The sequence below is a fragment of the Pseudoalteromonas sp. OFAV1 genome, from assembly GCF_021532595.1.
GTDB classification, from domain to species: Bacteria; Pseudomonadota; Gammaproteobacteria; order Enterobacterales; family Alteromonadaceae; genus Pseudoalteromonas; species Pseudoalteromonas lipolytica_C.
In genome coordinates this window covers 1-20,654 of the sequence record NZ_JAKGBG010000005.1, presented here as the reverse complement: position 1 = coordinate 20,654, position 20,654 = coordinate 1, and the positions used below count along the sequence as shown (strand labels likewise).

Below are 20,654 nucleotides of genomic sequence, written 5' to 3'. Positions count from 1 at the left end.
ATCAAGTGGCTTGTTGTTCAGTATTTGTTGGTAGGTTTTTAACCGTAATTTTAGTACATTATCTTTCCGTCTTTGTTTCAGTAGAGTTGTTATGCACTTTGTAGAAGTTGCCATAAAAGTCCCTTTACAGCGTACCTTCGATTATAAAGTTGAACAGCTGCTGCACAGCCCTGAGTTAAAGCCAGGCATGCGCGTTCGCGTGCCATTTGGTAGTCAAAAAAAGGTTGCAGTGGTGTTGGCTCTAAAAACATCAACCGATGTTCCCGCTGACAAAATAAAGCCGATTATAGACGTAATAGACGACACGCCAGTTTTATCTGAGCAACATTTAGCGCTTCTGAAATTCACTGCACGCTACTACTGTTATCCATTGGGTGAAACCATTCATACGGCACTTCCGGCTGCATTAAGACAAGGCGAATGCCCTGATAAAACCAGCATTAACATGGTTGAGCTGACCGAAAAAGGTGCAAAGCTGCCGTCGCTAAAAGCAAAAACCCAGTTAAGTTTATTAAAGCAGCTAGCCGAATCGGGCAAATCATCGGTTACAGAATTAAAAGCACTCGGATTTACAAAAAAAACCATCGATAGCCTGCTCGACAAACAACTGATCACTCAGTTTATCGAACATGATAACCAGTGGCAGCAACGCCCGCCGACGGTAGGTAGCAAACCTGTACTTAATAAAGAACAAGCTGTGGCGTGTACCAGCATTAATCAAGCTAACGGCTTTACCAGCTTTTTACTTGAAGGGGTTACCGGAAGTGGTAAAACCGAAGTGTATTTGCAATGCCTAGAAGAAGTACTTAAAAAGGGCCAACAAGCCCTAGTATTAGTGCCTGAAATTGGCTTAACACCACAAACGGTTAATCGTTTTCGTCGCCGCTTTCCTGATACACCGATTATGCTCTGGCACTCCGCACTGACAGATAACGAACGCTTACAGACCTGGCGTTTCTGTGAAAAAGGCAGCTGCGCCATAGTGATCGGCACACGTTCGAGTATTTTCTTACCTTTTTTATCACTTGGCATGATCATCGTTGATGAAGAGCACGACAGCTCGTTTAAGCAACAAGATACATTGCGCTATCATGCTAGAGACCTAGCCGCTTATAGAGCATACCAGCATAATATTGTGCTCGTTCTAGGTAGTGCCACGCCGGCACTTGAGACCTTACATAAAGCAATTAATAACAAATATCAGCTGTTGAGCCTCACTGAGCGCGCCCAAACCAGCACCGATAACCAGTTTCAACTAATTGACATGAAAGGTCAGCCTGAGCAAGCCGGAATTGCCCATGCTAGCCTTGCCTATATGCGCCAACATTTAGAGCATGGCAAACAAGTAATGGTGTTTTTAAACCGTCGCGGTTTTTCACCTACCCTTATATGCCATGAGTGTGGCTGGCTAAGTGAGTGCTCACGTTGTAGCACCAGTGCAACCTTTCATAAAGCCATTGGCCAGATGATTTGTCACCACTGTGGTGAGCAACATCAGGTGCCTCATCAATGCCCCGATTGCGGCAGCACGCAGATTTTTCCAAATGGTAAAGGTACTGAACAAATCGAAGAGTTTTTAACACAAACCTTTCCTGATATTCCGATTAGTCGTATCGACCGAGATTCAACTCGTCGTAAAGGCAGCTTAGAAAAAGCCCTTGATGATATTAACCAAGGCGGTGCGCGTATCCTCGTTGGTACGCAAATGTTAGCAAAAGGCCACCACTTTGCTGATGTTAGCCTGGTTTTAATCTTAGACGTCGACAGCGGTTTATATTCGTGCGACTTTCGCGCTACCGAGCATTTAGCGCAACTTGTCACGCAAGTGGCAGGCCGTGCTGGTCGAAGTGGTGAACCTGGGCAAGTATTATTGCAAACCCATTTTCCTGAGCATCCATTACTACAAGATTTAGTCAACAATGGCTATCAGGATTTTGCCCGCTATGCCCTGACAGAACGCGAAGAGGCTCAGCTTCCACCCATTACCAATATGGCTATGGTGCGCGCCGAAGGACATAACATTAATCAAGTGGTCGATTTTTTAACTGATTTGGTTCCTGTCCAGAACGTATCTGGTATACAATTGCTCGGTCCGATACCTGCGCCACTGGAACGTGTGGCTGGTAAGTATCGCTTTCAATTACATATTCAGGCGCAGGAACGCTCCCACTTGCACCAATATTTAGCGCAAATGGTCGACTACATAAGCACCAGCAAATTAGCGCAAAAAGTGCGTTGGAGCCTAGACGTTGATCCGATAGATATGATTTAAAGGCCAATAAAAGAGTCATGGCACAACACGATTACATTAATAAAAAACCAGCAAATAGAAATAAAAAGCAGGCTCCGGCGAAAAAGCCATTTCCTATTATTCTAATTTTAATCGCGCTTATTTTAGTAGGCGGGTTTAGCTATGGCTTATGGTATATCAAACATAATGCTGACCCTGAACTTGTGGAACAACAAGCCAATCCTACTAAACAAGAAGAAACAGTTATTCCGCCACCTAAAACACCTGAATTTATCAAAGAGATTAAAGAGCACGAAGTTCAGGTTGAAGTAAAAGAGATTGAACAAAAGGGCCCGTATGTAATGCAATGCGGTTCTTTTAGAACCTTAGAGCAAGCACAAACATTAAAAGCTAAAATCGCTTTTGCCGGCTTGGTTGCCGAGGTAAAGAAAACCCAAGGCAGCAATGGTGTTTGGTATAAAGTGCGTTTAGGCCCTTACGAAACCAAACGTTTGGCCGAAAGTGATAAAAATAAACTTAAACGTATCAAAATAATGGGCTGCGGAATTTGGCTTTGGACTTGATTTTAGTTCATTCACCCATATAAACACCTCATCAATCGCTTTTTACGAGCGGCTTTGCCGCTCGATGATGAGGAATAATCATGACCACTATTGTAAGTGTACGCCGCGACGACAAGGTCGTAATTGGTGGCGACGGCCAAGTTTCACTTGGTAATACCGTAATGAAGGGCAACGCCCGCAAAGTTCGACGTCTTTATAATGGCAAAGTAATCGCTGGTTTCGCTGGCGGTACTGCTGATGCCTTCACCCTTTTCGAACGATTTGAAAGTAAACTAGAAATGCACCAAGGTAACCTGACTAAAGCAGCCGTTGAAATGGCCAAAGATTGGCGTAGTGACCGTGCACTTCGAAAACTCGAAGCACTCTTAGCAGTTGCAGACGAAACTGCGTCATTGATCATCACAGGTAACGGTGATGTTGTGCAGCCAGAAAATGACCTAATTGCGATTGGCAGTGGTGGTAACTTCGCACAATCAGCAGCCACAGCGCTTCTTGAAAACACCGACCTAAGTGCACGTGAAATTGTAGAGAAAAGCCTAACTATTGCCGGCAACATCTGCGTATTCACGAATAATTTCCAAACTATTGAAGAATTGTAATAGGAACTGCCATGTCTGAGATGACGCCAAGAGAAATCGTTCACGAGCTAGATCAACACATTATCGGCCAAGCTAAAGCTAAAAAAGCAGTTTCAATCGCGCTTCGTAATCGCTGGCGCCGTATGCAACTAAGCGACGAGCTACGCGCCGAAGTAACACCAAAAAACATTTTAATGATTGGTCCTACTGGTGTGGGTAAAACTGAAATTGCTCGCCGCCTTGCAAAACTTGCTAATGCGCCTTTCATTAAAGTTGAAGCAACCAAATTCACCGAAGTGGGCTATGTTGGTAAAGAAGTTGAAACTATCATCCGTGATTTAGTTGATATTTCAATTAAAATGACCCGCGAACAGCAAACTAAGAAGTTTAAGCACCGTGCTGAAGAAGCGGCAGAAGAGCGCATTTTAGATGCCCTACTACCACCAGCGCGCGACACCTTTGGTGAATCAAAAACTGAAGAAAACTCTTCGACTCGTCAATCTTTCCGTAAGAAATTACGTGAAGGCCAATTAGACGATAAAGAAATCGATATCGATGTTGCACAAGCTCAGCCTAATGTTGAGATCATGGCACCTCCTGGTATGGAAGAAATGACCAACCAGCTACAAAGCATGTTCCAAAACATGGGTGGCGACAAGCGCAGTAAGCGTAAGTTAAAAATTAAAGAAGCCTTCAAACTATTAGTTGAAGAAGAAGCTGCAAAACTTGTTAACCCTGAAGAGTTAAAAGAGCAAGCTATCTTCGCGGTAGAGCAAAACGGTATCGTGTTTATCGATGAGATCGATAAAATCTGTAAACGTGGTGAAGCGTCTGGCCCTGATGTTAGCCGCGAAGGTGTACAGCGCGACTTACTACCATTAATCGAAGGCTCAACAGTAAGCACTAAACACGGCATGGTTAAAACTGACCACATGTTGTTTATTGCATCTGGCGCATTCCAAATGGCTAAACCGTCAGACATGATCCCAGAGCTACAAGGTCGTTTACCAATCCGCGTTGAGCTTGAAGCACTAAGTGCTGATGACTTTAAACGTATCTTAACTGAGCCTCATGCTTCATTAACTGAGCAACAACGTGAGCTGTTAAAAACTGAGCAAGTTGAGGTTGAGTTTACCGATGATGCAATTGAGCGTATCGCGAAAGCGGCTTGGCAGGTAAATGAAAAAACCGAAAACATCGGTGCACGTCGCTTACACACAGTGATGGAAAAACTAATGGAAGAAATTTCATTTGATGCCTCAGAAAAAGCGGGTTCAACACTAACAATTGATGCCAATTACGTTGAACAGCATTTAGGTGCACTTGTTGAAGATGAAGACTTAAGCCGTTTCATTCTTTAATCAACAAATTAGCGTTATACTAAAAAGCCTCCAGTTGGAGGCTTTTTAGTATATAAATCGTAGATTCGAGGCTCACATGAAAGAAGTCACTAAAGTGCATTATCACAGCGTTAGTAAAGTATTAGATGTTCATTTTGATGATCAGACTATTGCCCAATTTAGTGCTGAATTTCTGCGTGTTCACTCACCATCTGCTGAAGTACAAGGCCACGGTAATGAGCAGATGAAACTGGTGCTTGGCAAACAGCAAGTAGGAATTAGTAAAATTGAGCCGGTTGGCCATTATGCAATTCGACTGGTATTTAGCGATAATCATAATAGTGGCTTGTTTAGCTGGCATTACTTAGCTGATTTACAAGCAAATCATGATGCGCTTTGGCAACAATATCAAGCCAGAGTCACAGAGCACGAAGCCAACAAAGACAGCGTGCCTATTAAGTTTGTGCCTTAATACCTTGTCGCGGTATACACACCCAAGCAACAAAAAAGCGCGATGACGAAACCATCACCGCGCTTTTTTATGTAAAGTATAAAGTATCAAGTAATTATTAAACTTTAAACTTATCGATTGCCTGATAAAGCACACGTGCTTGCTCAGACACCTCTTCGCTGGTTTGTGCATTAGTTGCCGCGTGACCCGATGCCTCTTGAGCGATATCACGAATGCGTACCACGTTTTTATTGACCTCAGAAGCCACTTGGCTTTGTTCATCAATTGCTGTGGCTATGTGAGTACTCATATCCATAATGGTTTGTACATCTTCGGTAATTGAACGCAGTAACTCACCGGCTTTGCTTGCCTGCGCCGCGCTTTCGCCACCTTGTGTACGACATTGCTGCATAATACTCACCACTTCTCGTGTGCGACCTTGTAGGGTAGAAATAATGCTCTCAATCTCTTGTGTTGAGTCTTGGGTACGCTGGGCAAGTGAACGTACTTCATCAGCAACGACCGCAAAGCCACGACCTTGCTCACCAGCACGCGCAGCTTCAATGGCCGCATTGAGTGCCAGTAAGTTAGTTTGCTCAGCGATACCACGAATAACATCCAACACAGAGCCAATCGTTTCAGCGTCTTTTTCTAACTGCGACACCACACTTGAAGCATTCCCGAGTGAATCTGATAGGTGATTAATTTGCACCACCGTCGATTCAACCTCTGAACGACCTTGCTGCGCACTTAAGTTAGTTGACTCAGCTTTTTTCGCAGCCGCTTCTGTGTTGTGAGAAATATCTTGAATCGTCGCCTGCATTTCAGTGGCAGCTGTAGCAACCATATCTGCTTCATGAAGCTGCTCTTGCATACCTGAGCTTGTTGCTGCTGTCGTTTCTGATAAATGCTCAGTTGCCACGTTAAGGGTACTTAGCGCGGTATTAACTTCATAAATCAGCTTTTTGAAATCACTGATCAAGCTATTAAAGTCGATCGTCATGGTGGTAATTTCATCTTTACCTGATTGAGAAATCGACATGCTTAAATCGTTATTGCGACGAATTTCGTTAATTGTGTGATAAACACGCTCGATAGGTTTTATGATAGAGCGACTGGTTAAGTACACGAGTATCATCACAATAATACTAGCGAGAATAAATACAACGAAGGCAATTAATTGAGCTTGTGAAGCACTCGATTCAACGAACTGTTTAGTTTGTTCAGTAAATTGATTAACAATCGCATCACTCATCTCAACACTGCGCTTCATTTCACCTAATGCACCTGACTCTAAATCTAGCCCGAGCGCAACCTGAGCATCAACTAAGGCTTTAAACTTAGCTTGATATGTCGAAAGCAAACTGATGAGCTTATTTTCATAGTTTGCATCTAGCCCGGCACTCTTTATTTCTGTTTTGAAATTGGCAATCAGCTCATCGAACTTAGTCATATATTTCAAATCAAAGCGCAGCATAAAATCTTTTTCGGCACGGCGCAGCTGTAGCATAAATGTCAGTAATCTGTAGTTATCGCGGTCATCAAGCAATGTTTCGACTTGATGCACAGCACTTCTTAGCTCTCCGTATAAAGCATCTTTTGGGTGTAGACCTATTTTCTTTTGTAGTACCACAACCTCATTGAAGTCGTCATAGTAAGTTTTTGCTAATCCTTTAAACTCATCAAGTTTAGTGCTATCCATGTCAAGATCGTCGACTAACTCATCTAGGCGAGCAATTTTGGTTTTTAACTGGGTATACTCATTTTCAAAAAGCTCAAGGCTGTCGATATTTTTGTAAAACAAAAAGTTTTTTTCATGCTTGCGCATGGCAAGCTCATGAATATCGAGTTCCTCTGCATTTTGAATTGTTTCATTGAGCTTAAGCATCATGCGTGACTCAAAAATAATTACACACAGCATTACAACCATTGCAAGGCCAACAACAAGCGCGTTTAACTGTAAACGACGTTTTATAGTTAAATTTTGTAATACATTCATTCAAAGTGCCCTATAGCAACATGCATTTCAAAGTATAGCTAAACTATTTGAAGCAGCTAATAAAAAGTAGCCTGAAAAGGCGATGCATTTTCCAATATAAGGAACCAACAAACAAACTGTATTTACTGTAAGTTAACTTTTTGCCATAAATGTTGGTGTAACTTATCTAATTTCTGCCACTGCTTTTTCCTTACCCATTCAACTAATGGCGCGGGATCACTCGGAAAGTTCAATCTTTTATTTTGTGGTGATTGCAACCAATCATCCATCGCATAGGGGTTAAGGTAACTCATAACATGGGCAGCTCCCATGCCTAGCAGCGTTTGTGCATTAATCCCCTGCTCAAACTGCTTGCCAAGCGGTTTGAGTAACAGCTTTTTACCTAACTGTAATGCCTCGCTTGCAAGCTCAAACCCTGCATTACCAATCACACCACCAGCGTTAGCTAAATCGTTAAGAAACCCAACTCGTGACGGCGCTCGCAGATGAATATTACCGATTGAGCAATCTTGCGCATCGGGGTGATAGCAGTAAAACTCACGCTCAGGAAAGTCCTTTAAGTAGTCGACAACACTGTCTAGGTTCTCAAACGGTAAATACACTAAGACTTTATTTTCAACCATCACAGGATTGTCATGGTGATGACTCGCGATGAAAGGAGGAATAATATTCTCAGCATAAGGTTGCCAATGAACACCGAGATAGACATTCGCGGGGGCATAATTACGGATCAACGCACGACGAAAGAAAGCTCGACCAAACATTGGCACTTTATCAGACAAAAATGCAGCCTGATGACTCATACCAATAACCGGAATACCTTGCTGTTTTGCTGCCCACGCTGTGATAGGTTCAAAGTCATTAAAAACCAAATCATAATGACGTAAATCTAAGCTTTTAATATCTTTAATTAGCTGCAAAGGACGTGCATTTTTTAATGTTCTTAAACTATCAACTTGTCCTGATTTACTGGTAAATGATAAACCTCTAAATGTTCTAAAGTCGGCAAAATCAGCCATATCAAAGTAATCTTGCTCTTTGCGCCCGGAAAATACGTAGTCAACATCGACCCCTAATGCTTTAAAGGTGGTTGCCATCACGCGAGCGCGGGTTATGTGTCCGTTACCTGTTCCTTGTATACCGTACAAAATTCTCATATAGATTTCACCACCATGACTGCTAAAACTGCACAACTCGACCCCATACCTGCGCCAATAATTACATCTGCAGGGTAATGCACACCGATTATCACCCGAGATGCTGCAACTCCCGATGCCCAAAGAAGCCACAGCACAGTAAGCTCAGGGAAATACATGGTTAAAATAGTCGCTATAACAAATGCCCCAGCACTATGCCCCGACGGTAGGCTAAACTGGTCACTTGGCACTAAATACGCACCTTCCACTAAGCAGTCGCAAGGTCTTACCCGCGCAATTCGCTTTTTAGCTAAAAAGTAAATGGGTCGCTCAATTGCAAAGCCAACCAATATACTCATCGCAAGCTGCTGAAAATGAAGTTGTTCGGTAAACCACCAAAACCCAAGGAACAACACCACATAAAGTCCGCCATCACCGCTTTTTGATAAACCAAGCGCTGACTTTCTGAGCCAATTTGGCGAAGCGTCGTTAAACACACTTAAAAACAGCTGTTCATCCACTTTGGCCAATTTAGTAAGCATGTTGTTTGCCATGGTAAGCTCCTTGTCATACTTTGCGTCTAATTTTTATACTCATCTCAGCTTAGGCGGTAAAAATAACAATTAGGTGACGCTTTTGAGACACTAATGTTGCGATAACGAAATTCCTTTGATTTAAACGAATAAACCAGTATTAAGTCGTTGTTATTGAGTTGTATCAAGGTATACTGGGTACTAAACAGACAGTCTCTTTAGAGGATGAAAAAATGGATTACAGCACTTCTGATTTATGCGATCACTTTGCCGACGTGGTCGATGTGCTCGAGCCAATGTTTATCAATTTTGGTGGACGCCCAAGCTTTAGTGGCCGAGTGAAAACTGTTAAATGTTTTGAAAATAACGAGCTGATCCGCGATATCTTAACTACGGACGGAACCGATAGTGTGCTTTTGATCGATGGTGGTGGTTCAACTCGACGCGCACTAATAGATATTGAACTAGCAGAAATCGCCCTTGAGAATAACTGGCAAGGGATTATCGTTTACGGTGCTATTCGCCATGTTGACGAACTTGAAGAGCTAGATCTAGGCATTCAAGCAATTGCTTCTATTCCAGTTGCTGCAGACAGTGAAGGCGCAGGCGAAGATGGTATAGGCGTTAATTTTGCCGGTGTGTCTTTCTTTGATGGTGACTTTGTTTACGCCGATAGTACCGGCATTATATTATCTGCTGAAGAATTAGAGTTAGAAATAATAGAAGACTAATCTCAGTGATAAATCCCCTTAAAATTTATGATGAAGCGGCGGTAAAGCATTTATGTGTCCGCCGCGCCAATGAACAAAAAGCATGGCAAGCTCTTGCTCTTCTTGATACACATGTAAACGCCGCTCAGGCTCTTATTGATGCCAAACAATTTGGTATTCGTTACGTTTTAGTTGGCGTGTGTGAAGATATTGGGCCTCGTGCTAACCTAGGTAATGGCGGTGCACAGCAAGCATGGCTAGCTTTCTTAAAGCGCTTTTTGAATCAAACTCATAACCAATTTTTAAACCATGAGCGTGTATTGTTACTTGGTGAAGTTGCGCTTGATGATTTAAACCAACAAGCAGCTAACCTTGATAATAAAAACAACGCCGACTTAGCCAAACTACGTGAACTGTGTGGCGATATCGACACCCGTGTTGAGCAAGTACTGGCAATGATTTTTGCAGCTGGCCTTGAGCCCATTGTGATAGGTGGCGGACACAACAACTGCTTAGGTATATTACGTGCCCTTAGTAAGCAGCATGGCAAACCAGTAAACGCCATTAACTTAGACCCTCACGCTGATTTTAGAGACTGTGAAGGTCGCCATAGTGGTAATGGCTTTAGGTATGCCTACAGCGAAAATCATCTCGCTGATTATCATGTGATGGGTTTGCACGAATTTAAGAATAATCAAGCAATTATGAATGCGTTAACTCAAGCAAACTTCTCGTTTGATAGTTATCAAGACATTCAAGTTCGTCGCAATATAGACTTATCAACCGCATGTAAACAAGCACTTAATAAATTCGATAATGCCCCATTAGGCGTCGAAGTTGACTTAGACAGTATTTCGCTAATGCCAGTTAGCGCTTATACCAATTGCGGCTTTAGTGTGAGTGATGCAGAACACTTTGTGCATTTAGCAGCCAGCCAAACAACTGCTCGCTACCTTCATTTATGTGAAGGTGCACCATCACAACACCCTGTTAGTTTAGAAGCAGGCATGAACGATGCCGGCCAAATTATCACTGCCCTAGTGAATGCGTATTTGCAGGCAAGAGAGGCAAGTTAGAAAGATGCGAGAAACGAGATAACGACTGATTTTTGGGGAGGTCAGCTCGAAACAAGTTTCACCCCTAACTGTAGCAGCGGCTTTATGCCGCGCCCCTTAAATTGGAAGCAAGGTTTGAGATAAAACGCGATGTAACGAGTCAAACAGCTCGCTAACTTTCCCCTAGAAACTCGCTCGCTTCATTACTGATGCTCTAAATGCCATTGCTTTAACCATGACACCATACCTACACTACTAAGCGGGTAATTAAAATAATAACCTTGCGCTGCATAGGTGTTTAATGACTTAATAAAATTAAGTTGTTCTAAGGTTTCCACCCCTTCACAAATCACTTTAGCATTATTTTGATTATGCATAGCCACCACCCCTGAAACGAGGCTACGTATTTGAGTTTGGTGAGCAAAATCTGCGGTAAGCGATGCTGCAACTTTAACATACTCAACATTCAAATTTGGTAGTTTAGATAGCCAAACAGGGGTATCACCTAATCCATCTACACACAGTTTAATACCAATGCTACTTAGCCTTGCAACCATGGCTTTACCTTGATCATCCAAGCTCATAAATAGATCAAGCGGGCATTCAATAATTAAAGCGCCGGGTTCTAAATGATGCTCGGTGGCAATACGGTCTACAAATTCAATAAACTCTTCATGCAGCATCTCAGGACCAAAAACATTAATACTGAGTGGCAGCTGCATGCCTTCCATACGTAATGCCATAGCAAGCTCTGCTGCTCGCTCAATCACATAAGCAGCAACTGGATAGCTAAGGCCTGCAACACGAATATCATCAATAAACTTGTTAGCTGCTAAGATCCCTTGTTTTGGATGCTGCCAGCGTAACAATAATTCTAAAAACTCTATTTTGTTGTCACTATTACGAACCACTGGTTGAAAATACAACTCAAGCTCACTAGCAAAATCTAAGTGCGCCAGCTCACGTAGCCTTGCTTGCTGCTCTAGCTGCTCAATCATCATTTGTGGATGATATGGCACGATAGCCCGATCTGGGTTTGAATCAAGTGCAAGGTTAGCGAAAGAAATAAGGTTTTCAAAACTGTATTCAGGCTCGTTACAGCTAACGTAGCTAGCTCGCACTTTCACCTCAATAGTGCAATTTGCCACATTGAAGGGTTTTAAGGTCACTTGTTTTATTTGACTTATAAGTTGCTCATGCAAATGCTTTTGCTCCTCAAGAGAGCAAATGAAGGCAAAATTTAATCCACCTAAGTGAGCAAGCTTTTCTATATTGCCAGCGCCACTACTAATATTAAGCACTGCATCATTGTCTAATTGCTGTTTAATACGAGTAGCAGACTGAGCAAGTAATAAATCACCAAAGTCCCGACCTATATGCTGGTTAACACTTTCAAATCCCTCTAAACGCAGCATAACAAGGGCGCAGTTATGCGAGTGTTCTTCAACCCAGCTAGCAAAGCTACGTCGTAAATCGCTGCGATCTGGCAAGCCAGTTAGTGGAGTACTGTCTATTTCATCATGGTAAGGAGTATCAACTATGACTTCTTCACTTTCTTCTGGTTCTTCAAAATTAAAAAAGCCAGACACAGATAAAACAATAACTGAAATCACTAACCAATACGCGGAAGTTTCGAGCAATAAGTGGGCAGAATACATAACTGTAAACGTAATCGCCGCAGCGACAGTAAAAATAATCGCTAACCAGTTATTTGTTCGAAAAGCTTGCCATAAATGAAAGCAAAGACTCATTGCTAATAAAATGATTAACCAAGGAATAGCGGAGTTGAGGATTGCCAACCCCAGCACACCATTAACAACTAAACTGAGTCTAAGTATTGGATGACGAGTGACACACAACGCACAAATCATTGCCATAAAAACGCAGCCTGCTAAAAACACAGGCACTGCATCACTACTTAAATTTACGAGCCCTACACCGTTACTCGCTAAACTGGCAATCAATGACATCTAATCCAAAAATACGTAAAAATAACTTCTAACTAAGTCTACCCAAAATCCACAGATTTAACAGTTTATTTACGCCGAATTGGTAACTTAATTGCGCAGGGTGGGATATTTGCCAGTGAGCAATATCAGCGCGTGCCCCCACTTTTAATACACCTCGATCATCAAGACCCAAGGCTTTGGCGGCATTACGTGTTACACCTGCAAGCGCTTGCTCTGGTGTCATACGAAAAAGAGTACAGGCCATATTCATCATTAAATGCAATGAACACAATGGTGACGTTCCTGGGTTGAAGTCGGTTGATATAGCAATAGGCACCTGATACTGCTGAAGTAATTCAATTGGCGGATATTTTGTTTCGCGTAAGAAATAAAATGCCCCCGGTAACAGCACTGCCGCAGTGCCTGCTTTGGCCATTGCTTGAATGCCTGCTTCATCTAAATGTTCAATATGGTCGGCTGATAAGCCATTAAATTCAGCAACAAGTTCTGCACCATGTTGATTAGATAACTGCTCAGCATGCAACTTAACGGGTAAGTTGTGCTTTTTAGCCGCTTCAAATACACGGCGAGTTTGCTCGTTACTAAAACCGACATTTTCACAAAATGCATCAACCGCATCAGCTAAATCAGCTTCAACAACACGGTCAAGCATCTCACCGCAAACCAAATCAATGTACTCATCACTACGGCCTTTATATTCAGGTGGCAATGCGTGAGCACCTAAAAATGTGGTTTTAACATCAACCGGATGATTTTCACCTAATAAGCGAGCCACTTCGAGTAGCTTAATTTCGTTTTCGCAGTCAAGACCATAGCCAGATTTGATCTCTACCGTAGTCACGCCTTCTGCGTATAACGCATTTAAACGCTCTTTCGCACTGACAAATAAGGTTTCGTGGTCTGCTGCGCGCGTTGCTCGTACTGTACTTGCAATACCGCCGCCATTAGCAGCAATTTGCTCATAACTAACACCTTGCAACCGTTGCTCGAACTCTTCAGCGCGGCTACCGGCAAACACTAAGTGAGTGTGGCAATCAATTAATCCCGGTGTTAACCATTGCCCTTTAGCTGAGATAGTCGGTGTTGCTAATGCATCAAAGTTTGGTAAGTCAGCTTGCGAACCTAACCAAGCAATTTTACCTTCTTTTACTACGATCGCTGCATTTTCTATAGCACCGTATGGCGCATCAACTGCAGGATCCATGGTGGCAATATTGGCATCTGTGATCACTAAATCCCAGTGCATTTGGCTATCGTTCGTTGTATGCATTTTTCACCTATACTTATATCTGCTGCGAGCTTTAAAGCGCCTAATCAAATTAGCTTAAAGTTTAACAACTCATCTTGTATATACAAGAAAATTATGCCACCTTGTAACACACTGTTAACTTACCTGTGCACTTTCACAATGAGCGTCCCTAAGTTTGCGCAAATAAAAGAATATATTTTGGAAAACATTCGATCGGGTCAATGGCAAGAAAATAGCCGCGTGCCCTCAGAAAACGAATTAACCAGCCAGTTTCAGGTTAGCCGCATGACGGCCAGACGCGCGTTATCTGAACTTACAGACGCCGGTATACTAACTCGTAGCCAAGGCCAAGGGACTTTTGTAGCAAGCTTTAAGTCACAATCATCATTGCTCGAAATTAAAAACATCGCTGATGAAGTTAAAGCTCGTAACAGTGATTACAGCTGTACAATTTTAGTGATGGAATCAATACGTGCAATTGCCCCTATTGCAATTGCATTGGGCGTTGATGTAGACAGTCACGTTTATCGTAGCGTCATCGTTCACAACGAGAACGAGCAACCTCTGCAAGTAGAAGAGCGCTTTGTGAACCCGGCTCTGGCAAAAGATTACTTACAACAAGATTTCAACAGCCTAACCCCCCATGAGTATTTATCAACCAGTGCGCCATTAACTGAGGCCAGACATACGGTTGAGGCGATTATGCCTAACCAAGAAATGTGCGAATGGCTTAATCTCTACAATGAAGAGCCTTGTTTGCAAGTGATCCGCCGAACGTGGTCAGCAAATGGCATTGTAAGCTTTGCACGCTTAGTCTCACCGGGCAGTAAATACCGACTAGGCGGCCACCTAACTTTTAAAAAATAACTAAATAGGCGCTTTATAACGAAAACTCAGTGACTCAATCGCCGAGCCATCAATGAGGCGCTCGCCTTTATCATGGCTAGTAAATGTCGGTGGCTGATTACCCAGTTCAGAGCATTTTTGCTGGTAGTAATCCGCTTTTGTTGGATGCGCTGGGTTTACAACATTATAAATGCTATTGGCGTTAGACCAGTTTTCAAGCACTGAAAAAATCGCCGCTATTACATCTTGCTGTTGTACCATGTTCACCACTTGCTGACTTGAGCTAGACAGCTCTTTTCCTGCAACAAACTTACCTGGGTCGCGTTCGGGGCCTACAAGTCCCGCTAAGCGCAATGCCTTGCCACCCGCATTTAGCACTAATTGCTCCGCATCGTATAATGTTTGTTGGCGTGCTGATTGGCAGTTAATTTCTGTGCTTTCGTCGTAACAACCATTGTCAGTTGGGTAAACACCTGTCGAAGAACATAAAATAAAACCTTTACACTTTAGCTGCTTGGCAAGTTCAAGCCCAGCTTGCAATGTATCTAAATAATTACTTTCTGAGCTGCGGCTACGCGGTGGAATTGCACACACCCACCATGCTCCTTCAAGTGATACGTCATGTTTAAGTACACCATCTTCAAGTGCAAACTGACGCTGAAAGTCATGTTCGTGATCGCGACTACGGTGTGTCCCCTGCACCTGCCACGCCAATTCCTTTGCCTTAAGACAAAGAGCTTGCCCCAACCAACCTGCACCTAGCACCACCATTTTATTATCATTCACAACCATTTAGTAACTTACCCTATGTATTTTGTAATATTTTATTAATAACTACCGTTTTGCAAAGTAGCGATTTAAGCGCAAATATGATTAGATAGATAACTCTAACCGATAATAAAAATACGTGCACCTATGTTAAACAATCTCTCTTTACGTAAAAAAATATTACTGCTGATTGGCGGGACGATTAGTGTACTACTGATCATCGCGTCTAGTTTCTTTGTTAATCATATTGCTGACCTATCTCGCAAAGCGATTCAACGCGAAGCTGATAGCTACTTACAAAGCGAACGACTGTCAATGCAAGGTTACTTTGCTAAATACGGTAAAGTTGTTGAAACCTTCGTAACAAATCCGCATTTAGTAAACTGGTTTGACAACTGGACTAAACGTGATCAAAGCCTTGATAACCAACCAGGATACGACAACGTTAATCAAGATTTTGTTCGTATCAGTGGTAACGATGACAACATTCTATCGGCCTTCTTTGCATCAGCAACAACAGGCGAATACTTTAAAGAAAACGAGCGAACCACCCACTACAATGGCCAGCCTTATTACGCTTATAAACGTGGTTGGTGGCAAGATGCTTTAAAGATCAACAAACTTTATGTTGGCCCTATTTCTGTAGATTTAACCACAGGTAATGCCTCAGCGGTTGTACAACAACCAGTTTATAATAAACAAAACAAACTTGTTGGTTTTGGTGGGGTTGATTTACAGCTCAACAATATCAACGACATGGTTGAGGCCATTCGCTTTAATGGCCAAGGTTTTGGCTTTTTGCTAGATGGCAATCAAAAGGTTGTTCACTTCTCTGAGCGTACTGGCCATAAATTATCTGTGACTGACGAAGGCCCTAATGGTAAAGAAGGCTTAGATGCCCTCGAAAAACAATTTAGCGACACATCAGGCTTTAGCGAATTAAACCGCGCGATGAAAAGCCAAAAAGATGGTAGCAGCTATGTCACATTTAAAGGTGAGCAATATTACGTTGTATACAATCGCCTTGAACTAGAAAGTCCATATCTTGATTGGTATGTCGGGATTTTGATCCCAACTAGCATGATTAATGAGCCAGTTAACGATGCGGTGATGACAACCACTACATCATTAATCATCATCCTTGCGATTATCATTGCGATGATCTTTTGGGCCACGCAAATGATCACCAAACCTCTTACAAAACTGACTTACATCATGCGTGATATCGCATCAGGCGATGGCGATTTAACACAAAAAATTGAAATTCATAGTCAGGACGAAGTTGGCCAGCTTGCTCATCATATGAACACCTTCATCGATAAATTACGTGCAATGATGCTCAACACTGCTGCGCAAGCAGAGCAGCTGAGCCAAGCAGCTAGTCAGCTGAAAATTGTATCGCAAAAAACCAATGATGAAATTCAGCAAGAAAAACAACAAGTTGATAGTGTAAGTGCCGCTGTTACTGAAATGGCATCTACAGTACTCGAAATTTCACGTAATGCGCAGCATACCAATAATGCAGCCGAAGAAGTGCAAGCCATTACAGTTGATGGCACTAAGCGCTCTACACAAGCTCAGTCAGTAATGACTGCGCTTGCAAGCCACATCGGCGAAGCATCTAAAGTGGTTGCAGGTCTTGAACAAGAAAGTGGCAACATTGGCGCTGTGATCGACGTAATCAACTCAATTGCAGAGCAAACTAACTTACTAGCACTTAATGCAGCAATTGAAGCGGCACGAGCCGGTGAGCAAGGGCGAGGCTTTGCTGTTGTGGCTGACGAAGTTCGTTCACTAGCAAGCAGAACGCAAGAGTCAACGGATGATATTCGAAATATGATCAGTCGCTTACAGCAAATTGCTCAACAAGCATCAACTATGATGCAACAGGGTCAAGAGCGTGCTGAAGGCTCCGTTGAGCAAACGCAAATTGTATTGCAAGCACTGCAAGATATCGCGCAATCAGTGACAAATGTACAAGATCAGAGTCATCAAATTGCGACTTCAACAGAACAGCAAACTGTGGTTGCAGAAGATATTAATAATAGCCTGGCGGCTATTAACCACCTTGTTAATAGCACTGCGGATCATGCTCATGAATTGGCAGATGAAGCACGTGATTTAAATGAATTGGCAGCGTCTTTAAATAAGACAGTAAATCAGTTTAAGTTATAAAGATAAATTGCCGAAGTTATTAAAAACCCGATGTCACCTGAAGATGACATCGGGTTTTTATCGTCAGCCTTCCCTGTTAATCGTGGCGCAACCGCTTTCGCGTGTTCCATAAATTCATGCCACTGTTGCTTATTCCATAAAGCAACTCCTTTGTCGGTCAATCCTTGTGTTGGTTGCGTTTGTACTTGTTCCATATAGTCACCTCCTTACGCTAGCTTCATCCTGTTTGGCTCCAAGCCTGAGCTTATTCCTTGCTGTCATCTCCGTTCACTTTATCCATAAAGCGTTGCCATTGTGCGCTACTCCATAACGCTTTGTTACTTCCTTGCTGTCCTTTTTGCTGTGCTACATTGTCCATACTGTAAACTCCTTGCGGTTTATCGTCCTTTACTCCTACAGCTGCTCCTTGCTGTGCTCCCTGACTCATCCTTGCTGATTAATGCGGTAATTATCGCTTAGCGATGATATACACAGCATGAATCAAACCTGGAATGTACCCTAATAAGGTTAAAAGAATATTAATCCAGAACTGCGCACCTAAACCTACCTGTAAAAATACGCCAAGAGGTGGAATTAAAACCGATAAAATAATACGTATTAAATCCATGACTCACTCCTTGAAATCTATTAGCCCAGCCAAAGCTGGGCTAATTTAGGCTTGCTGTTATTCAGCAACAATCGTTAATTCATCGATTACTTTGCGAACGTCTTCAGCGTTTTCAGCGATACTGATTGCTAATTGCTTTTCAGCATCAGACTCAACGGTACCTTTAAGTGTTACTACACCGTTATCGGTATCAACATCGATGTCTGTACCACCTACTTCTGAGTTAAATAAATAACGTGTTGTGATTACAGTACTGATTTTCGCATCTGTTAAATCGCTTTCAGTTGAATCAGCTTTATCTGCTTTCATTTTCTTAGCCTTCATGTTTTTAACAACCGTTAGTTTGTTATCAACAGAGCTAACGCCATCTAGGCTAAGAACAAGCTCTTCAGCAAGCTCTTTATCTAATTCACTATCAACTTTACCTGTAAGTACAACCTTGCCATTCGTTACATCAGTGTTGATGTCAAAGTTGTTAAGGTTTGTGTTCATAAGAAGCACAGTTTCTGCCTTACCATCAATCCAAGCATCTTTACTTTCATTTTCCCAACTGCTTGCCTGAGCTGACATACTTGCTGTTGCACCAATTACTAAAGCGGCAATCATAGATTTGTTAAAAGTGTTCATAATCTTCTCCTTTTGATTTAAGACACTTTTACTAATGCGACTATAATGCCAACTATTTATTTGTTTAATTTCAATACCTTAAGCCCTCATTCAGCGACTATTTATATTCAATTCGGTAAAGATTTACAGGCTGCTCGGTAAGAAGTTCACTATATTGCAAAAATAACCATTTAGTTGCTGATTTTATTAATCTGTGGTTAATTTAACTAAGTAACGTTGACACTATAAAACACAACATATTGATTTATAATAAAATAAAATTTGGCCTAAGCTTTGCTTTATTACGAATAACATAAAAATCACTTTGATAATCACAACAGGGAACTACCATGGCCGTTAAACTTGAAGATCGCCCAATCGATCAAGTAAGAGAAGAAGTAATTGATCAACTCATTTATAACTACAGTCATGCTGTTATTTCAGCTGAAGCATTTGAACGCCGCTTAGACCAAGCAATGGAAGCCACCAGCAACGAAGTACTCGTTGAACTTGTTGCTGACTTAGAGCTAAAAGCTGATATTGACTACAAATCGCAAAAGCATGCGCAATTTAAACCTCATTATGGCCACAGCAGCGATAACGAAAGTCTGCAGCTTCGTAGTATTTTGGGTTCAAATGAGCGCAGCGGCCAGTGGGTAGTGCCAAAAGAAATTCACCTTACAAACTGCTTAGGTTCAATTGAGCTCGATTTTAGCGAAGCGATTTTCCAGCACCAACATGTCACTATTTACGTGAACTGTATTTTAGGTAACGACGAAATCTATGTGCCAGAACATGTCAATGTGGTATCAAAGCTGTTCAGTGTTATTGGCAGTGTAGAGAACAGATCAGTCGCCTTAAATAAAGGCCAAGGCCCAACCATTACCATTGAAGGTAATGTATGGCTAGGCTCAGTCGAGATTTCAGTTAAACGTACCATGAAAGAAAAGTTCATCAGCTTTGCCAACAGTCTAAAAGCCAGTTGGAAAGAGATGAATAAGATGTAGTAAAAGTTGCGAGTTGCGATTATGTTAATGTAGGTCGTCATTTATGGCGACAAGATATTGCATACGTTTCACCAATGACGCGCTAAAGCACGACCTACTAGAATGCGCGCGAAATAAATTTCACGCCTACATCGAAGATCTAATCGCACAAAGAGGGTAAGAGGCGCTTCGCTTAAGAGAAAACTCAGTTCTCTTCCTCTATGCTCTCTGTGTTCTTATATGGACTCCCCGTTTTTTGTCAACGGAGTATTTATTAAATAAAGATTAGATGCTGGCTTATATACGGACTCTATTTGGGGAGCTACCCCTGGTCACTTTAATGTATTCGCCCCTTTATGACTTTTCTCTGTGACGGTATTTTCTACCTGAACACGGAACAGTCTCTTAAAGGTCAGTCTTACCCTGGTTTTAAACGCTCTTTATTGACAATAATTTAAGCTGTTAACAACTTTGGCTGATAACATTCGTTTTTCTTTAGCATGGCAAATGCAGTTCTGATTGTTTTATTCGCCAATGCTATTGCTGCCACTTTCTTACCGCGTCTTGCAATCAACTTTTTAAGCCATTCATCCTTTTCTGTGCGACTTGCTCTTTTTATAACATTTGAAACAACCGCTAGTGCACCTTGATATAACGTGCTACGTAACTTCTTGTTTGCTGATTTTTTTGAAATTGAGCCAATCTTTTCTTTGCCACCAGAGCTATGCTGCACAGGCGTTAATCCTGCACAGGCAGACGCTTCTCGTCCATTTTTAAAGTGCTCTATACAACTAAAGTAAACTTTCAACATCATTGAACCTACTGGTCCAA

The 20,654-nt window shown here is 42.1% G+C and carries 20 protein-coding genes; 10 read left to right on the top strand and 10 right to left on the bottom strand.

All coding sequences use genetic code 11. The features are described 5' to 3' along the window. The first annotated feature begins 91 nt into the window (after window positions 1-91). The 5 genes from priA (at window position 92) to L1267_RS04250 (ending at window position 5,204) form a co-directional block, all read left to right on the top strand. Window positions 92-2,272: a primosomal protein N' gene (gene priA, locus L1267_RS04270; protein WP_235382193.1), complete on the top strand. Its 2,181-nt coding sequence runs from the start codon at window positions 92-94 to the stop codon at window positions 2,270-2,272. A gap of 17 nt (window positions 2,273-2,289) precedes the next feature. Then, the gene (locus tag L1267_RS04265) at window positions 2,290-2,814 is read left to right on the top strand and encodes an SPOR domain-containing protein (protein ID WP_135922752.1); all 525 of its coding nucleotides are present in this window, start codon (window positions 2,290-2,292) and stop codon (window positions 2,812-2,814) included. Between the two features lie 80 nt (window positions 2,815-2,894). Then, window positions 2,895-3,413, top strand: a complete 519-nt coding sequence (gene hslV, locus L1267_RS04260; RefSeq protein WP_008115012.1) for an ATP-dependent protease subunit HslV — start codon at window positions 2,895-2,897, stop codon at window positions 3,411-3,413. A gap of 11 nt (window positions 3,414-3,424) precedes the next feature. After that, complete coding sequence (hslU, locus tag L1267_RS04255) at window positions 3,425-4,753, top strand: HslU--HslV peptidase ATPase subunit (RefSeq protein WP_135922753.1); 1,329 nt, start codon at window positions 3,425-3,427, stop codon at window positions 4,751-4,753. A gap of 76 nt (window positions 4,754-4,829) precedes the next feature. Next, a complete protein-coding gene (locus tag L1267_RS04250) occupies window positions 4,830-5,204 on the top strand; it encodes a gamma-butyrobetaine hydroxylase-like domain-containing protein (protein ID WP_135922754.1) in 375 nt (124 codons plus the stop codon). A gap of 97 nt (window positions 5,205-5,301) precedes the next feature. Here the strand turns inward: L1267_RS04250 and L1267_RS04245 are convergent, their stop codons facing one another. The 3 genes from L1267_RS04245 to L1267_RS04235 all read right to left on the bottom strand — a co-directional run bounded on the left by L1267_RS04245 (window position 5,302) and on the right by L1267_RS04235 (window position 8,872). Continuing rightward, on the bottom strand, window positions 5,302-7,182 hold the full coding sequence (locus tag L1267_RS04245) for a methyl-accepting chemotaxis protein (protein WP_235382192.1): 1,881 nt from the start codon (window positions 7,180-7,182) through the stop codon (window positions 5,302-5,304). Window positions 7,183-7,304: 122 nt separating this feature from the next. After that, the gene (locus L1267_RS04240; RefSeq protein ID WP_138558029.1) at window positions 7,305-8,339 is read right to left on the bottom strand and encodes an MJ1255/VC2487 family glycosyltransferase; all 1,035 of its coding nucleotides are present in this window, start codon (window positions 8,337-8,339) and stop codon (window positions 7,305-7,307) included. Continuing rightward, complete coding sequence (locus tag L1267_RS04235) at window positions 8,336-8,872, bottom strand: phosphatase PAP2 family protein (RefSeq protein WP_235382191.1); 537 nt, start codon at window positions 8,870-8,872, stop codon at window positions 8,336-8,338. The genes L1267_RS04240 and L1267_RS04235 overlap by 4 nt, the downstream gene beginning before the upstream one ends. A gap of 212 nt (window positions 8,873-9,084) precedes the next feature. Here L1267_RS04235 and rraA point away from each other — a divergent pair, with 212 nt between their 5' ends. Both rraA and L1267_RS04225 read left to right on the top strand, forming a co-directional pair. Then, on the top strand, window positions 9,085-9,582 hold the full coding sequence (gene rraA / locus L1267_RS04230; protein WP_135922757.1) for a ribonuclease E activity regulator RraA: 498 nt from the start codon (window positions 9,085-9,087) through the stop codon (window positions 9,580-9,582). 5 nt (window positions 9,583-9,587) lie between these two features. Further along, a complete protein-coding gene (locus L1267_RS04225) occupies window positions 9,588-10,637 on the top strand; it encodes a formimidoylglutamase (RefSeq protein WP_235382190.1) in 1,050 nt (349 codons plus the stop codon). 182 nt (window positions 10,638-10,819) lie between these two features. Here the strand turns inward: L1267_RS04225 and L1267_RS04220 are convergent, their stop codons facing one another. After that, entirely contained in the window at window positions 10,820-12,493 is a 1,674-nt protein-coding gene (locus L1267_RS04220) for an EAL domain-containing protein (protein WP_171040432.1), read from the bottom strand. Window positions 12,494-12,614: 121 nt separating this feature from the next. Further along, the gene (gene hutI / locus L1267_RS04215) at window positions 12,615-13,856 is read right to left on the bottom strand and encodes an imidazolonepropionase (RefSeq protein ID WP_235382189.1); all 1,242 of its coding nucleotides are present in this window, start codon (window positions 13,854-13,856) and stop codon (window positions 12,615-12,617) included. Between the two features lie 138 nt (window positions 13,857-13,994). Here hutI and hutC point away from each other — a divergent pair, with 138 nt between their 5' ends. Then, a complete protein-coding gene (gene hutC / locus L1267_RS04210) occupies window positions 13,995-14,702 on the top strand; it encodes a histidine utilization repressor (protein ID WP_235382188.1) in 708 nt (235 codons plus the stop codon). Here hutC and L1267_RS04205 read toward each other — a convergent pair whose 3' ends face one another. Continuing rightward, complete coding sequence (locus tag L1267_RS04205; protein WP_235382187.1) at window positions 14,703-15,473, bottom strand: NADP-binding protein; 771 nt, start codon at window positions 15,471-15,473, stop codon at window positions 14,703-14,705. Between the two features lie 123 nt (window positions 15,474-15,596). Here L1267_RS04205 and L1267_RS04200 point away from each other — a divergent pair, with 123 nt between their 5' ends. After that, window positions 15,597-17,624 carry a methyl-accepting chemotaxis protein gene (locus tag L1267_RS04200; protein ID WP_235382186.1) on the top strand — a complete coding sequence of 676 codons (2,028 nt, stop codon included), beginning with the start codon at window positions 15,597-15,599 and terminating at the stop codon, window positions 17,622-17,624. Here the strand turns inward: L1267_RS04200 and L1267_RS04195 are convergent. The 3 genes from L1267_RS04195 to L1267_RS04185 form a co-directional block, all read right to left on the bottom strand. After that, the gene (locus L1267_RS04195; RefSeq protein WP_135922764.1) at window positions 17,609-17,818 is read right to left on the bottom strand and encodes a hypothetical protein; all 210 of its coding nucleotides are present in this window, start codon (window positions 17,816-17,818) and stop codon (window positions 17,609-17,611) included. The two genes, L1267_RS04200 and L1267_RS04195, sit on opposite strands and share 16 nt — an antisense overlap. A gap of 254 nt (window positions 17,819-18,072) precedes the next feature. Further along, a complete protein-coding gene (locus L1267_RS04190; protein WP_064971745.1) occupies window positions 18,073-18,231 on the bottom strand; it encodes a YqaE/Pmp3 family membrane protein in 159 nt (52 codons plus the stop codon). 57 nt (window positions 18,232-18,288) lie between these two features. After that, window positions 18,289-18,858, bottom strand: a complete 570-nt coding sequence (locus tag L1267_RS04185) for a BON domain-containing protein (protein ID WP_135922765.1) — start codon at window positions 18,856-18,858, stop codon at window positions 18,289-18,291. Window positions 18,859-19,187: 329 nt separating this feature from the next. Between L1267_RS04185 and L1267_RS04180 the strand changes: the two genes are divergently transcribed. Then, the gene (locus L1267_RS04180; RefSeq protein WP_135922766.1) at window positions 19,188-19,844 is read left to right on the top strand and encodes a LiaF domain-containing protein; all 657 of its coding nucleotides are present in this window, start codon (window positions 19,188-19,190) and stop codon (window positions 19,842-19,844) included. A 433-nt stretch (window positions 19,845-20,277) separates the two neighbouring features. Here the strand turns inward: L1267_RS04180 and L1267_RS04175 are convergent. Next, window positions 20,278-20,654: transposase (locus L1267_RS04175; protein WP_235382185.1), on the bottom strand; the 377-nt coding region annotated here is incomplete at its 5' end.

What these genes read in the sequence shown, in the direction of transcription:
- priA (WP_235382193.1), top strand. Translation starts at nt 92, where the DNA reads ATGCACTTTGTAGAAGTTGCCATAAAAGTCCCTTTACAGCGTACCTTC.
- L1267_RS04265 (WP_135922752.1), top strand. Translation starts at nt 2,290, where the DNA reads ATGGCACAACACGATTACATTAATAAAAAACCAGCAAATAGAAATAAA.
- hslV (WP_008115012.1), top strand. Translation starts at nt 2,895, where the DNA reads ATGACCACTATTGTAAGTGTACGCCGCGACGACAAGGTCGTAATTGGT.
- hslU (WP_135922753.1), top strand. Translation starts at nt 3,425, where the DNA reads ATGTCTGAGATGACGCCAAGAGAAATCGTTCACGAGCTAGATCAACAC.
- L1267_RS04250 (WP_135922754.1), top strand. Translation starts at nt 4,830, where the DNA reads ATGAAAGAAGTCACTAAAGTGCATTATCACAGCGTTAGTAAAGTATTA.
- L1267_RS04245 (WP_235382192.1), bottom strand. Translation starts at nt 7,182, where the DNA reads ATGAATGTATTACAAAATTTAACTATAAAACGTCGTTTACAGTTAAAC.
- L1267_RS04240 (WP_138558029.1), bottom strand. Translation starts at nt 8,339, where the DNA reads ATGAGAATTTTGTACGGTATACAAGGAACAGGTAACGGACACATAACC.
- L1267_RS04235 (WP_235382191.1), bottom strand. Translation starts at nt 8,872, where the DNA reads ATGGCAAACAACATGCTTACTAAATTGGCCAAAGTGGATGAACAGCTG.
- rraA (WP_135922757.1), top strand. Translation starts at nt 9,085, where the DNA reads ATGGATTACAGCACTTCTGATTTATGCGATCACTTTGCCGACGTGGTC.
- L1267_RS04220 (WP_171040432.1), bottom strand. Translation starts at nt 12,493, where the DNA reads ATGGCAATGATTTGTGCGTTGTGTGTCACTCGTCATCCAATACTTAGA.
- hutI (WP_235382189.1), bottom strand. Translation starts at nt 13,856, where the DNA reads ATGCATACAACGAACGATAGCCAAATGCACTGGGATTTAGTGATCACA.
- hutC (WP_235382188.1), top strand. Translation starts at nt 13,995, where the DNA reads ATGAGCGTCCCTAAGTTTGCGCAAATAAAAGAATATATTTTGGAAAAC.
- L1267_RS04205 (WP_235382187.1), bottom strand. Translation starts at nt 15,473, where the DNA reads ATGGTTGTGAATGATAATAAAATGGTGGTGCTAGGTGCAGGTTGGTTG.
- L1267_RS04200 (WP_235382186.1), top strand. Translation starts at nt 15,597, where the DNA reads ATGTTAAACAATCTCTCTTTACGTAAAAAAATATTACTGCTGATTGGC.
- L1267_RS04195 (WP_135922764.1), bottom strand. Translation starts at nt 17,818, where the DNA reads ATGGAACAAGTACAAACGCAACCAACACAAGGATTGACCGACAAAGGA.
- L1267_RS04190 (WP_064971745.1), bottom strand. Translation starts at nt 18,231, where the DNA reads ATGGATTTAATACGTATTATTTTATCGGTTTTAATTCCACCTCTTGGC.
- L1267_RS04185 (WP_135922765.1), bottom strand. Translation starts at nt 18,858, where the DNA reads ATGAACACTTTTAACAAATCTATGATTGCCGCTTTAGTAATTGGTGCA.
- L1267_RS04180 (WP_135922766.1), top strand. Translation starts at nt 19,188, where the DNA reads ATGGCCGTTAAACTTGAAGATCGCCCAATCGATCAAGTAAGAGAAGAA.